Here is a 13,602-nt window from a genome sequence, read left to right as displayed (position 1 = left end):
TAAACATAATATACGGGGATTGATTTATATGAATGAGATTGATTCCATATTTGTAAGCGTCAAATAATCCCCACCTGTTATCAGATGGGGATTTTGTATATGATTTATTTAGATTTATTTGGAACGCGACATTCCATTGGAATTGTTGGTGACCATGGCAGCAACTGAACCAAGTTATTTTTATCTGTCGTATCAACGTAAGCGTCAAATAATCCCCACCTGTTATCAGATGGGGATTTTGTATATGATTTATTTAGATTTATTTGGAACGCGACATTCCATTGGAATTGTTGGTGACCATGGCAGCAACTGAACCAAGTTATTTTTATCTGTCGTATCAACATTGGGAAGTGTCTCGAACAGATAGCTGAGATAGTTAAATGGATTTAATCCATTTTCCTTGGCTGTCTCGACAACGCTATATATTATCGCACTAGACTTAGCTCCTTTTGCGGTATTGCTAAAAAGCCAGTTTTTGCGGCCGATTACGAAAGGCTTGATAGAGCGTTCTCCACGGTTATTATCTATTTCCAAACGGCCGTCCTTCATAAATGACCCCAAACGATCCCATTGGTTACGACAATATTTGATTGCTTGACCAAGTGCACTTTTTGGCAGAACACGTGGTGTTTGTTCACGAAGCCATGCTGAAAAAGCCTCCAGCACTGGCTGGCTACGTTCTAATCTTTGCTCATAACGTTCTACAGGACTGACGTCCTTTAGATCACGTTCAATTTGAAAAAGTTGGTTACAAAATGCCAAGCCTTCCTTGCCTTTAACGGCAGAAGTACTCGCGGATTCAGGGAGCGCCTTTAAGGCTTCTGTAAATTTGCGACGTGCGTGCGCCCAGCAGCCAACCAAGGTTACATCGGCAATTCCGTTGTATCCAGCATACCCATCCACATGCAAATATCCATGGAAGTTTTCTAGAAAACGCCTCGGGTGTTTGCTAGCACGGGTTTGCTGATAGTCATACATGATAATTGGTGGACCTTCTCTTCCTGTACGATACATCCATATGTAGGAAGTTGAAGTGGCAGGGCGCTCTGGTTCGGAAAGAACCTGCAAGGTCGTTTCGTCCGCATGAACAATATCCTGTCTCAAGAGATGTACATACATTTCATCGTAAATGAGATTAAGCCAAGTATTTGCGCCGTATACAATCCAATTTGCTAGAGTCTGACGTGAGATAGACAGTCCGAAACGTTCTAAATGTTTCTCTTGCCGGTATAACGGCATGCTTTCTACATATTTTTGCGTCATCGTATAAGCCATAGCTGACGGGGAAGCCAAGCTCCCCGGATAAACAGGCGCAGGTGCAATTGCTGTTACAATCGGTGTCTCAATTTCATTGCGTTCACAGTGACGGCAACTATAAACATAGCGAACATGCTTCTTTACTTTTGCTTGTGCAGGGATAATTTCTATCTCCCTGCGTACTTCGGTACTCATTTCATGCAGTTCACCACCGCAACACGAACAAGCCTGTTCCCCAGTTGGTAAACGATATTCAATCGTTTCCGAAGGCAGGTTTTCAAGCTTTCCATCACGTTGGCCACGCTGTTTCTTTCGTTTATATGTAATGATTTCAATAGTCGGTTCTTCAACTGTTGAGTCAGCTGAAGCCTCAGCTTCGTTGAAAAGGGAGAGTTGATCTGGATTGGTTTTCTCACTGGATGAACCGAATTGACGTTGCTGGCTTAGACGAAACTGCTCCTCATACCATTTTATTTTTGCCTCCAGCTCTTCCTTTTCCATCTCAAGCTTTTCGTTGCGCTCTATGTAAAATTCAATTGTGTCGTTTGATGTTTGCTCCGTATTCTTCATAAAATAATTATACGAAAAAGAACCCGCCCTGACTAGTCGGATTCCATATTTTAATAGATTTTTTATCTAAAGTATGGTGCGCGCCTTCACTTCCCGATGTGCTTGTCTTTGTTCAATGGGTAAGCCATCCAACAGCCAACGAAGTTGGCGTTGACTTATATGCAGTGGTGTGGCCTCCTTTTCAGAAGGCCAATGGAATGTCCCGCGTTCTAACCTTCGGTAATGAAGCCAAAAACCATTGTGCTCCCACTGAAGAATTTTTAACTTATCACGTTTTCGATTGCAGAAGACGAACAAGCAAGGAGAAAAGGGATCAAGTTCAAAGCATTCTTTCACAATGACCGCTAGTCCATCAATCGATTTGCGAAGATCTGTATTGCCACGGGCTATATAAACACGTTCAAACTGAGAATTTGTTAGCATTGATTTTGTAGGATTTGTACGACATCGGATAACAGTCCCATATTGGCACCGGGGCGTACTTCAACAGAAATGGTACCGAAGTGAATAAACACGGGTTCTTGACTAGAAATCTGTGCTGGCTCATCTTTCATGTCGACTGTCAGCCACTGCGTATCAGATGTTTCCTGATCAGGAGATTTTATCTCACGCTCGAATTTCTGAACCCAGTAATACATTTGAGGTTCGTTAAGTTTATGTTCCCGGCACCACTTAGCTATACTCAATCCACTTTCTTTCCAGGCATCAAAACGTAATTTCCATTCTATTCTTTTGTCCTTTAAAGTCATTGCATAACCTCCCATTTAATTGATAAGAAGATTATCGCATGACAGACTAAAAATTAATATGTGGGTTCTATTTGACGCTTACATAAATAGTAAACATAATATACGGGGATTGATTTATATGAATGAGATTGATTCCATATTTGTAAGCGTCAAATAATCCCCACCTGTTATCAGATGGGGATTTTGTATATGATTTATTTAGATTTATTTGGAACGCGACATTCCATTGGAATTGTTGGTGACCATGGCAGCAACTGAACCAAGTTATTTTTATCTGTCGTATCAACATTGGGAAGTGTCTCGAACAGATAGCTGAGATAGTTAAATGGATTTAATCCATTTTCCTTGGCTGTCTCGACAACGCTATATATTATCGCACTAGACTTAGCTCCTTTTGCGGTATTGCTAAAAAGCCAGTTTTTGCGGCCGATTACGAAAGGCTTGATAGAGCGTTCTCCACGGTTATTATCTATTTCCAAACGGCCGTCCTTCATAAATGACCCCAAACGATCCCATTGGTTACGACAATATTTGATTGCTTGACCAAGTGCACTTTTTGGCAGAACACGTGGTGTTTGTTCACGAAGCCATGCTGAAAAAGCCTCCAGCACTGGCTGGCTACGTTCTAATCTTTGCTCATAACGTTCTACAGGACTGACGTCCTTTAGATCACGTTCAATTTGAAAAAGTTGGTTACAAAATGCCAAGCCTTCCTTGCCTTTAACGGCAGAAGTACTCGCGGATTCAGGGAGCGCCTTTAAGGCTTCTGTAAATTTGCGACGTGCGTGCGCCCAGCAGCCAACCAAGGTTACATCGGCAATTCCGTTGTATCCAGCATACCCATCCACATGCAAATATCCATGGAAGTTTTCTAGAAAACGCCTCGGGTGTTTGCTAGCACGGGTTTGCTGATAGTCATACATGATAATTGGTGGACCTTCTCTTCCTGTACGATACATCCATATGTAGGAAGTTGAAGTGGCAGGGCGCTCTGGTTCGGAAAGAACCTGCAAGGTCGTTTCGTCCGCATGAACAATATCCTGTCTCAAGAGATGTACATACATTTCATCGTAAATGAGATTAAGCCAAGTATTTGCGCCGTATACAATCCAATTTGCTAGAGTCTGACGTGAGATAGACAGTCCGAAACGTTCTAAATGTTTCTCTTGCCGGTATAACGGCATGCTTTCTACATATTTTTGCGTCATCGTATAAGCCATAGCTGACGGGGAAGCCAAGCTCCCCGGATAAACAGGCGCAGGTGCAATTGCTGTTACAATCGGTGTCTCAATTTCATTGCGTTCACAGTGACGGCAACTATAAACATAGCGAACATGCTTCTTTACTTTTGCTTGTGCAGGGATAATTTCTATCTCCCTGCGTACTTCGGTACTCATTTCATGCAGTTCACCACCGCAACACGAACAAGCCTGTTCCCCAGTTGGTAAACGATATTCAATCGTTTCCGAAGGCAGGTTTTCAAGCTTTCCATCACGTTGGCCACGCTGTTTCTTTCGTTTATATGTAATGATTTCAATAGTCGGTTCTTCAACTGTTGAGTCAGCTGAAGCCTCAGCTTCGTTGAAAAGGGAGAGTTGATCTGGATTGGTTTTCTCACTGGATGAACCGAATTGACGTTGCTGGCTTAGACGAAACTGCTCCTCATACCATTTTATTTTTGCCTCCAGCTCTTCCTTTTCCATCTCAAGCTTTTCGTTGCGCTCTATGTAAAATTCAATTGTGTCGTTTGATGTTTGCTCCGTATTCTTCATAAAATAATTATACGAAAAAGAACCCGCCCTGACTAGTCGGATTCCATATTTTAATAGATTTTTTATCTAAAGTATGGTGCGCGCCTTCACTTCCCGATGTGCTTGTCTTTGTTCAATGGGTAAGCCATCCAACAGCCAACGAAGTTGGCGTTGACTTATATGCAGTGGTGTGGCCTCCTTTTCAGAAGGCCAATGGAATGTCCCGCGTTCTAACCTTCGGTAATGAAGCCAAAAACCATTGTGCTCCCACTGAAGAATTTTTAACTTATCACGTTTTCGATTGCAGAAGACGAACAAGCAAGGAGAAAAGGGATCAAGTTCAAAGCATTCTTTCACAATGACCGCTAGTCCATCAATCGATTTGCGAAGATCTGTATTGCCACGGGCTATATAAACACGTTCAAACTGAGAATTTGTTAGCATTGATTTTGTAGGATTTGTACGACATCGGATAACAGTCCCATATTGGCACCGGGGCGTACTTCAACAGAAATGGTACCGAAGTGAATAAACACGGGTTCTTGACTAGAAATCTGTGCTGGCTCATCTTTCATGTCGACTGTCAGCCACTGCGTATCAGATGTTTCCTGATCAGGAGATTTTATCTCACGCTCGAATTTCTGAACCCAGTAATACATTTGAGGTTCGTTAAGTTTATGTTCCCGGCACCACTTAGCTATACTCAATCCACTTTCTTTCCAGGCATCAAAACGTAATTTCCATTCTATTCTTTTGTCCTTTAAAGTCATTGCATAACCTCCCATTTAATTGATAAGAAGATTATCGCATGACAGACTAAAAATTAATATGTGGGTTCTATTTGACGCTTACCCATATTTAATGTTTTTGATAGAGATGATTTCATATATAGACTGGAAAGACCTAATGCACAAGAGACCAAGAAAGAATATAAGAATGCCTGGAAACAATGGGCAACGTTAGTCAGAAATTCACTAAAGTTGTCTGATTCGAATAGATTAATTGTTGCGGGGACCGAGAACTGGCAAAATAGTGGAAGTTTATCAAAGAGATTTTGGACAAGAATTAAACTTGAAGATAGACTTGATTCTTCCTCTTGTATTGCTGTAATGATTAATAAAAATAATTTAAGAGTATATCTAGAGTGGCACAACTATAAAGGTAAAGACTCTTCTAATACCTTAGAGGATCATAATAATTGGATTAATCATTTACATGATTGGATTAGATTACAAAATATCAAAAAATCACAGTATAGCATTTGGACGTCAGAACAAGAAGATAATGACGATTATATAACACTAGAGAATTTTTTAAACAACCAAGAAACCCAGATAACTATGACAAAATTTCTTAAACAATCCGCCACAGATTGGATAAGAGTTGGATTACTATATTCAAAAGAGCAAATAGCTGAGCTAGATCCAGCGGAAGAAATATTAAAAGGAATAAGTGAATTAAAATGGTTATATGAAAAAACTGATAGAAGAAACTTTAAGCGATACTGGCTATATAATACATATTATTCACAAAATACATCAGTGTGGAAAGAATCCCAAAAAAATAGCTATGCTGCAATGCAATATGAAAAAGGAAAAGAAAATCAGGCATCAATAACTAGGAATGTTAGTCTAGCAAAACAAATTTCAAAAGGAGATATAGTTGTAGCTTATACTGGGGAAAAGGGATTTCTTGGTTATGGGGAGGTAATAAGGAACTTTTATAACGAGGAAAACCCATCTAAATATTTAAGTGTGAATGGGGGTGCCTGGAAACAAAGAATAGGAGTAAGTTGGAGTTTCTCCCTAGAACAACCTGTTAGGTATAAAGAAAATGATTTTTTATTAAGTTTAGGCATACAGAACAAGGCTGCTTTGAGTTCCAATACGATATTAGAAATTCCTGAGAAGGGTTTTAACTTTGTGGAAAATTTAATGCTTGGGAATAAAATAAAGGACTACCAAAATGGATATATAAATCTCTCACAAGAAGAAATTGTTTCCCACATACATAATTACATCTCTATGAAGGGATTTTTCTACAGGATTGAAGAGATAAAAAACTTATTTTTATCCCTTAGAACAAAACCTTTTGTTATTATATCTGGCACTGGCAAAACAAAAATTGTCGAATTGTTTGCTGAAAGCTTAGGTGCAACGGATGATAATGGTCGTTACAAACTTATACCTGTACGTCCTGACTGGAGCGATGGGTCAGATTTGCTTGGCTACGTAGATATAAAAGGAGACTTCCAGCCTGGGCCTTTAACAAAAATAATACAGAATGCCTCTAATGACAAAGATAATCCATACTTTGTTGTGTTAGATGAGATGAATTTAGCAAGGGTAGAGTATTATTTCAGTGACTTTTTAAGTGTTATGGAAAGTAGAAAGTGGGAAGAAGGAGAAATTGTCACTACAGCTATATTGCCTGAAGAACAACTACAAGATAGACTAAATATTCCACCAAACTTATACATTATCGGTACAGTAAACATGGACGAGACTACACACCCATTTAGTAAAAAAGTGTTAGATCGTGCAAACACAATTGAATTTAATGAAGTGAAGTTAGACCACTTTTTGTTTCCAGATAGTAATGACGAGGCGCAACCTAAGCTTCTAAATAATGAACGAATCCAGTCACAGTTTTTATATTTGAAGGATGCTTATAGTAAACATAAAAGTATTATTCATGATGTTACCGAAAGACTGATTGAAATTAATGAATTGTTATCACCAATTCAGGCGCATATTGGCTATAGGGTCCGAGATGAAATTTGCTTTTATTTAATTTATAGCAGGTACCTAATGAAGTTTGATAAAGCCTTTGATTATCAGTTGCATCAGAAGATCTTACCACGAATTACAGCTAGTGAAACACAGGCATTTGAAGTGCTCAAGGGACTATATCAATTTTGTACCAGTCACCAATTTGAAGAAATTGAACCTGATAACCAAGCAGAAGTTATTAAAAATGCTAAATATCCTAAGTCAGCCAAGAAAATTCATGAAATGTTGGGGAGGGGACAATCAGATGGCTTTACTTCCTTCTGGATCGGGTAATGATGATGCAGAATTAGTTGTTATTGAGACGGATGACTTTTATTTATACATTAAAGGAAAACCCTATCATGAACGGTATAAGGGCTTGCGAAACTATCAAATGATTCAATCAGATGAAACAATGAACATGAGCGTTTCTGGTGAAAACATTAAAACTACGTTAGTTTATGATTTAAAGAAGGGGAAGTTAAATAATCTTACAGAAGTTCCGCCTATCTTTTTCGAGAATCGAGTTTATCAGTTAGTTGTAACACCAAAAAATGGGCAGGAATTGTCCTTTTACCATGAACAACCTAGTTTGCAAAAAGCAGTCACTACAGTCGGTAGCCATCCTCACCAACTCCTTATGGGTAATCTAAAATTTCAAAATGAAGTTGGATATTCCACTTTTGAAATTCATGAAGAAGATAGAATTTTGTTGAAAGTGACCATGGAGATATTCCCGGTTAAACTGAATTATAAACAGGACTATAAGAAATTGTTAGATGAGGTTAATGAAGAAGTATATAACCTTGCATTTCATTTTATTAAAAAGACATTTTTAGGATCTACTACTTCCTTTACTTCACAGCCCTCTTGGTCTGAATTTTATCGATTATTTAATGCTCACTTTAAACGACTAATAAAGTCGATTAATGTAATTGAAAGACAACCGCATCATCATTTGGAAACAACTTATAGAAGAGTTCGTGGAGACCAATTAAAAAAAGTAGATTCAACTGGACGGAATTTTCTAAGGAAGCATGCTCAGTTATTTCAACAAGTACACAATGGTATTAAACTTAGTAAGCAAAACGTGATGCCAAGCCATGGACTAAATGTAAAGAAACAACTATCATATGATACATTGGAAAATCAGTTTGTGAAGTGGATGATGAAGCGATTAGTTAATAAGCTAGAACATCTTCAGAAAACTATCCAAGCTTCAAATCATCCTTATCAACAAGCTATGAATGAAGATTTATTAACTAAAATAAATGAGATGAAATTTGAACTTGATAGAAGAATTAAGTCATCGTTCTGGCGTCAGATAAGTCAGTTAAAACGCTCTGTTATGAGTTTAGTGATGCAAATGGCTCCAGGGTACCGTGACGCGTACCAAATTTATTTAACAGTATCCCGTGGACTTATTCTTCATGGTCAACTATATAACATGTTTGTTAAAGACGTAGCCACACTTTATGAATATTGGACGTTTATTAAATTAGGACAAATACTAGGTTTCAAATATCCTATGATTAGTCAGGATATTATTAAGGTTAGACGTGATGGTCTGTTTGTCCAGCTTGATCAATCTGCATCAGCAAAGAGAGTATTTAAACACCCCATTACGAATGAAAAGATTACCTTACACTTTCAAAAGGTTGACCAAAATTTGCCTACAGTTTCCCAAAAGCCTGATTCCATGCTAGGCATTGAAAAAAGGGGGAAAGACTATTCTTACCACTACATTTTTGACGCAAAGTACCGTATAGATTTTGCAACAGAAGGTAGTTACTATAAAAACAGATATAAACAACCTGGCCCTTTGGAAGAAGATATTAATACAATGCACCGATATAGAGATGCACTTGTATCAAGGGAGGATGGGCCGTTTGAGCGGTATGCATTTGGTGCATATGTTTTATTCCCCTGGTTTGGTGAGGAGGAATACAAAACGCATCATTTTTATAAAAGTATTAATGATGTAAACATTGGTGGATTTCCTTTTCTTCCTAACAGTACTCGATTGGTTGAGCAGTTTATTGAAAGGTTAATAGAAAAAAGCCCAGAGGAATTACAAGAAGAAGGGCTGCTTCCCAAAGGTACATTACAGGAATGGCAATCCTCATCAGAGGAAAAAGTATTGATAGGAAAAGTAGAAAATAAGGACGTATATCAGGATTTTATTCAGAATAAAAGATTTATAATACCATTGTCGTATCTTAAAAGTGGCTGGCAGGAAGCACGATATGTAGGGCTATATCTTCCTAAAAAGAAGTTTAGAGAACAAGCGGGGGTTTCACAGCTTGATACTGTTGAAAAGGTGGATTTCATTAAAAAGGAACTAGATCTTGGTGAGGATACAGTTGACTATGCTGTTATTAAAATTAAGGCATGGGAATCAATTGAAAAGACGATTAAACCAGTGAACTATGGTATAAAACACTATATGATGACTACTCTAGCTAATGTTCGAGAAGCTAGGGAATTACCGGAATTATTTATGAGAACACCTGAAGAAATAAAATTATGGAAAATGTTGAGAAGGATATCTTCCCAAGTAACCGTTGAACTTAATGATCTGTACTTGGATAAGGCTAGAAAGGTTCAGTACTTTAATATTCTTGGAATGAAATTTAAGTTAACAGATGATAAAAAACTAGAAATAAACGGAGATAATATTGTTGAAATAATTTCAATGAATGAATTAATGAAGAATCCTTCGGGCGTGTTCAGACAGATTATTGAAATGGTTTAACATTAAGCACATTTCAATCGAAACAAGTAAGTTGTTTGGAGTCTGGTCCAAGTTTTATCAGATCCTGTAAAACTGAGTTTGGACCACACGATGAAATAAAAGAATACATACAAAAGAATGATGTTATATCAGCTAATCAACCCACATAACCCGATGTTGTGTTGGATTTGTCTTCGATTGTACAATATATAAGTAACAATGACCCATTAATGGAGGTAATTCAATATGTCGGGCAAAAAAATGAATGAACGTAATCAAAACATGCTTAAATCAAAGAAAATTACTAAGTGGGAAGGGGAAACCAGAGAACAAAAACGCCATAAATCCATGTTAGAAAAAGTTAAGCAATGGGAAAAAGAAGGATATCATTGTTGAAATAAATCGCTGCACAAAAATATAGAATAATAGATTTATATCTTAAAGGATGGACCTGGGTGCGGGTTCATTCTTTTTTATATTAAAAGGTCAGGTTTAGGCGGTTAATGTATCAAACGTCAAGTTAATGTGAATTCTGATGTTGAGGTGTTGACATTGGATACATTTGGGATGCTTGCTTTCTTATTAATATTTATTGTTATTCCGCTTTATTATACTATTTCACTTATTAGAGATCCTTCCCCGGTTAGCGTTGAAGTGCCGGTTGATTATGAAAGAATGAAATGTGAAAGCCCCATAGAGTACCGATTATATGATGCTCTGACTTTTAGAGGGCATGATGTAAAAACACAGGTACCTTGTGGGAAATATAGAATAGATTTGACGTTACCAGTATTTAACCTAGCTATTGAATGTGATGGTAAAGCGTTCCATTCAACACCTGCTCAAAAAGCGCACGACAGAAGAAAAAATAATTACTTGAGAAAACATGGCTGGAGTGTTCTCAGGTTCTCAGGAAGCAGAATAAATAAAAGCATGCCTAAAGTTATAAGCGCCATTGAGGAAAAGATAAATACTGATTAATAGTAAAGTATGGTTAATGGCCATTGAAATGTACCGTCCTATTCTATAAATAGTAATTACTTATTTTGAAGGATGTTTTCTTTCATAGGATGTCATTTTCAATGGTAAATTTTCAGTTAGAAAAATAACTTCAGCCACCTGTCCGGTCTACTGAAAAAATGATGGATTTAAAAATTTAATTTCCACCTTCACTTAGCATCTTGAATATACGAAGACTCCTCGAAAAAGGAAAGCACTTTTTCTTCGTGCGATGCCTATTCAGGGGAGCTTTCCTTGTCCTGCGGGAAGTGAGAGATCGGCGAGACCCCGGAGGACGGCAGTTAATGAGGCCCGACTAAAACCGCCCTTTGCGGGCAACGTCGGCTACCCCTTGTCGGGGCAAGGAGACTCGACACTCGCACGCGGAAAGCGAAGTATATTCAAGATGCGGTGAAAGATCCACACATTTTGTGCTATAGTTAACTTTTTCAGTGACCTGGGACAATAAACCTGTCCCTCCGTCCCACAAACTTTGTATAATCTCAGACATTTCAGCAAAGGATATAGTAGAGGTTTCATTCATTGGTCTATAGCCAAGCGGTAAGGCATCGGGTTTTGATCCCGTGATTCGTTGGTTCGAATCCAGCTAGACCAGTTACATAAGTAGTTATTCGGAGGTGAGATTACCATGAAAAAGAGGTTATTCACTGAACATGGTGAGGAAGTAAGGCCGACAACAAGATCGAAGGACGAACAGAAATTAAATCCCGTGGATGTCGCGGAAAGTAAACGGGCTGAATGGGAAAGGCAGCAGGAAGCTAAGGACTAACGGGTATTGTTACCAATTACAGTCCTTGGTTTATTTGGGCCGTCCTTACGGTTCATTCTATCAGCATCATAATTTCTCAACACCAATATTACACGAAAAAGGGGGGCCTCCACCATGAATTTAGCGGAATACCTAGTCATTATTGGATTTGTCATTTTAGTAGTGGCTATTCTAGCCGTAGTGATTACCGTACTAGTGTTACTGTCATCTGATCGCAAGCAGAAGCAGCATCCGATATTACGCAACTTCCCTGTGCTTGGCAGGGTGAGATATTTTTTGGAAAAGATTGGCCCAGAAATGAGGCAATACTGGTTTAACAGTGACACGGAGGGAAAGCCATTTTCCCGGGTGGAATATGAAAATGTGATCAAGAGTGCAAAATACCAGCGGGAAGTTTTAGGATTTGGTTCTGAACGTAACTTTGACCAGGAAGGCTACTATATTGCCAATACCATGTTTCCAAAACAAACCGAGGAAATGAAAATGGACAGGGATACGAAAATAAATACCAAGAAATATATTTTATTAAGGGATTCTCTGTTTGGGCAAAGGAAGGAAAAGTGGGAGGACAGCAATACACTTGCTTATTTATTGCATGATGATGATGCAGTGGTGATTGGACCGAATACGAGGCATCCTTTTGTTGTCAAAAGTCTGGTCGGCCAATCCGCCATGAGTTTCGGGGCATTGGGTGATCGTGCGATAACAGCACTCTCGGAAGGTTTAGGGATTGCGAAGGGAACATGGATGAACACTGGTGAGGGCGGATTATCGCCGTATCACTTGAAGGGCGACGTGGATATTTTTCAGCAAATCGGTTCGGGTCTCTTCGGATTTCGCGACGAGGATGGAAATTTCGACTGGGATGAATTAAAAAGGAAAAGTGATATGGGCCGGATTAAAGCGTTTGAACTCAAATTGGCTCAAGGGGCGAAACAGCGTGGTGGCCATGTGGATGCGGAGAAAGTGACCCCGGAAATCGCTGATATTCGGAAGGTGAAAGCCTATCATTCCATTGAGAGTCCAAACCGCTTTAACCAGTTTACCGACGTGCCTTCGCTGCTTGATTTTATTGAGCGCATTCGTGAGCATACAGGCAGACCCGTTGGCATAAAAGTGGTCGTCGGTCGTAATAATAGTATCGTTGAGCTTGCGAAATATATGAAGGAAACCGGGAAGGGACCTGATCATATTACCGTTGATGGCGGGGAAGGCGGAACAGGCGCTTCCTACCAGGAGCTAATGGAAAGCGTTGGATTGCCCATCAAATCAGCGCTGCCAATTGTCGATGCCACCCTGCGTCATTATGGTGTTCGGGATCGCGTGAAAATCATTGCGTCTGGAAAATTGGAAACACCTGATAAGGTTGCCGTAGCAATCGCCATGGGAGCCGATCTTGTCAATATCGCCCGCGGATTTATGTTCTCTGTTGGTTGTATACAAACGCTAAAGTGTCATTCGAATGCATGTCCAGTAGGCGTGGCAACAACCGATCCAGAACTGCAAAACGCACTTGTTATCGATGAGAAAAAATATCGTGTTGCGAATTATCTTCTTACGATGAGAAAAGGTCTTTTCCGGGTCGCAGCTGCTGTCGGAATCGACTCTCCTGTTCATTTAAAACCGGAACATATTGTATTTAAGGATGGGCAAGGAGTTACCCGCTCACTCGATGAAGTGTATGACGCCATTGAAAAACAAGTGAAAACTGGAATTCAGCGACTTGATCAACTATCCACGGATCTTTCACAGGAAATGTAATCCTTGCAGCATGACCAAATCGCAAATGGGATTTGGTCACCTTAAAAAAATAGTATGGAACGAAAGAAAACATCATTTTTCTTTATGGTTGGCTACTTGTGTCACCAAGGAAAAGGATGTTTTTTTCATTGATAAAAAATTTTTTAAATTATTTTCAACTTTTATGCCCCCTAATGACCCCTTACTTACGATTATACATAATAGAGGGTGATATTACCTG

The 13,602-nt window shown here is 39.1% G+C and carries 12 protein-coding genes and 1 tRNA gene; 7 read left to right on the top strand and 6 right to left on the bottom strand.

From position 1 onward, the window contains the following. Positions 1–249: 249 nt before the first annotated feature. The 6 genes from tnpC (CFK37_RS19735) to tnpA (CFK37_RS19710) all read right to left on the bottom strand — a co-directional run bounded on the left by tnpC (CFK37_RS19735) (position 250) and on the right by tnpA (CFK37_RS19710) (position 5,097). Positions 250–1,758: an IS66 family transposase gene (gene tnpC, locus CFK37_RS19735; protein ID WP_245837402.1), complete on the bottom strand. Its 1,509-nt coding sequence runs from the start codon at positions 1,756–1,758 to the stop codon at positions 250–252. 135 nt (positions 1,759–1,893) lie between these two features. Next, positions 1,894–2,250, bottom strand: a complete 357-nt coding sequence (gene tnpB / locus CFK37_RS19730; protein ID WP_089063147.1) for an IS66 family insertion sequence element accessory protein TnpB — start codon at positions 2,248–2,250, stop codon at positions 1,894–1,896. Then, a complete protein-coding gene (gene tnpA / locus CFK37_RS19725; RefSeq protein ID WP_089063148.1) occupies positions 2,244–2,576 on the bottom strand; it encodes an IS66 family insertion sequence element accessory protein TnpA in 333 nt (110 codons plus the stop codon). The genes tnpB (CFK37_RS19730) and tnpA (CFK37_RS19725) overlap by 7 nt, the downstream gene beginning before the upstream one ends. A 194-nt stretch (positions 2,577–2,770) precedes the next feature. Continuing rightward, positions 2,771–4,279, bottom strand: coding sequence for an IS66 family transposase (gene tnpC / locus CFK37_RS19720; protein WP_245837402.1), 1,509 nt, complete (start codon positions 4,277–4,279; stop codon positions 2,771–2,773). 135 nt (positions 4,280–4,414) lie between these two features. Beyond that, positions 4,415–4,771: an IS66 family insertion sequence element accessory protein TnpB gene (gene tnpB / locus CFK37_RS19715; RefSeq protein WP_089063147.1), complete on the bottom strand. Its 357-nt coding sequence runs from the start codon at positions 4,769–4,771 to the stop codon at positions 4,415–4,417. Continuing rightward, on the bottom strand, positions 4,765–5,097 hold the full coding sequence (gene tnpA, locus CFK37_RS19710) for an IS66 family insertion sequence element accessory protein TnpA (RefSeq protein ID WP_089063148.1): 333 nt from the start codon (positions 5,095–5,097) through the stop codon (positions 4,765–4,767). The genes tnpB (CFK37_RS19715) and tnpA (CFK37_RS19710) overlap by 7 nt, the downstream gene beginning before the upstream one ends. Before the next feature lie 84 nt (positions 5,098–5,181). Between tnpA (CFK37_RS19710) and CFK37_RS19705 the strand changes: the two genes are divergently transcribed. The 7 genes from CFK37_RS19705 to CFK37_RS19685 all read left to right on the top strand — a co-directional run bounded on the left by CFK37_RS19705 (position 5,182) and on the right by CFK37_RS19685 (position 13,382). Continuing rightward, positions 5,182–7,392 carry an HI_0552 family protein gene (locus CFK37_RS19705; RefSeq protein WP_281251615.1) on the top strand — a complete coding sequence of 737 codons (2,211 nt, stop codon included), beginning with the start codon at positions 5,182–5,184 and terminating at the stop codon, positions 7,390–7,392. Beyond that, the gene (locus CFK37_RS19700; RefSeq protein WP_089063467.1) at positions 7,364–9,853 is read left to right on the top strand and encodes a restriction endonuclease-like protein; all 2,490 of its coding nucleotides are present in this window, start codon (positions 7,364–7,366) and stop codon (positions 9,851–9,853) included. Before CFK37_RS19705 ends, CFK37_RS19700 begins: the two co-directional genes overlap by 29 nt. Positions 9,854–10,078: 225 nt before the next feature. After that, positions 10,079–10,228: a hypothetical protein gene (locus CFK37_RS20075; RefSeq protein ID WP_157724910.1), complete on the top strand. Its 150-nt coding sequence runs from the start codon at positions 10,079–10,081 to the stop codon at positions 10,226–10,228. Between the two features lie 147 nt (positions 10,229–10,375). Next, a complete protein-coding gene (locus CFK37_RS19695) occupies positions 10,376–10,813 on the top strand; it encodes an endonuclease domain-containing protein (RefSeq protein ID WP_425445396.1) in 438 nt (145 codons plus the stop codon). A 562-nt stretch (positions 10,814–11,375) separates the two neighbouring features. Beyond that, positions 11,376–11,447, top strand: a tRNA-Gln gene (locus CFK37_RS19690). 33 nt (positions 11,448–11,480) lie between these two features. Further along, the gene (locus CFK37_RS20070; RefSeq protein ID WP_157724909.1) at positions 11,481–11,621 is read left to right on the top strand and encodes a hypothetical protein; all 141 of its coding nucleotides are present in this window, start codon (positions 11,481–11,483) and stop codon (positions 11,619–11,621) included. Between the two features lie 114 nt (positions 11,622–11,735). Beyond that, entirely contained in the window at positions 11,736–13,382 is a 1,647-nt protein-coding gene (locus CFK37_RS19685) for an FMN-binding glutamate synthase family protein (RefSeq protein WP_089063466.1), read from the top strand. Positions 13,383–13,602 lie beyond the last annotated feature (220 nt).

Source organism: Virgibacillus phasianinus (genome assembly GCF_002216775.1).
GTDB lineage: Bacteria > Bacillota > Bacilli > Bacillales > Amphibacillaceae > Virgibacillus_F > Virgibacillus_F phasianinus.
The sequence above is the reverse complement of the archived record's forward strand: the minus strand, read 5'-3'. Positions and strand labels throughout refer to the sequence as shown.

What these genes read in the sequence shown, in the direction of transcription:
- tnpA (WP_089063148.1), bottom strand. Translation starts at nt 2,576, where the DNA reads ATGACTTTAAAGGACAAAAGAATAGAATGGAAATTACGTTTTGATGCC.
- tnpC (WP_245837402.1), bottom strand. Translation starts at nt 4,279, where the DNA reads ATGGAAAAGGAAGAGCTGGAGGCAAAAATAAAATGGTATGAGGAGCAG.
- tnpB (WP_089063147.1), bottom strand. Translation starts at nt 4,771, where the DNA reads ATGCTAACAAATTCTCAGTTTGAACGTGTTTATATAGCCCGTGGCAAT.
- tnpA (WP_089063148.1), bottom strand. Translation starts at nt 5,097, where the DNA reads ATGACTTTAAAGGACAAAAGAATAGAATGGAAATTACGTTTTGATGCC.
- CFK37_RS20075 (WP_157724910.1), top strand. Translation starts at nt 10,079, where the DNA reads ATGTCGGGCAAAAAAATGAATGAACGTAATCAAAACATGCTTAAATCA.
- CFK37_RS20070 (WP_157724909.1), top strand. Translation starts at nt 11,481, where the DNA reads ATGAAAAAGAGGTTATTCACTGAACATGGTGAGGAAGTAAGGCCGACA.
- CFK37_RS19700 (WP_089063467.1), top strand. Translation starts at nt 7,364, where the DNA reads ATGGCTTTACTTCCTTCTGGATCGGGTAATGATGATGCAGAATTAGTT.
- tnpC (WP_245837402.1), bottom strand. Translation starts at nt 1,758, where the DNA reads ATGGAAAAGGAAGAGCTGGAGGCAAAAATAAAATGGTATGAGGAGCAG.
- CFK37_RS19685 (WP_089063466.1), top strand. Translation starts at nt 11,736, where the DNA reads ATGAATTTAGCGGAATACCTAGTCATTATTGGATTTGTCATTTTAGTA.
- tnpB (WP_089063147.1), bottom strand. Translation starts at nt 2,250, where the DNA reads ATGCTAACAAATTCTCAGTTTGAACGTGTTTATATAGCCCGTGGCAAT.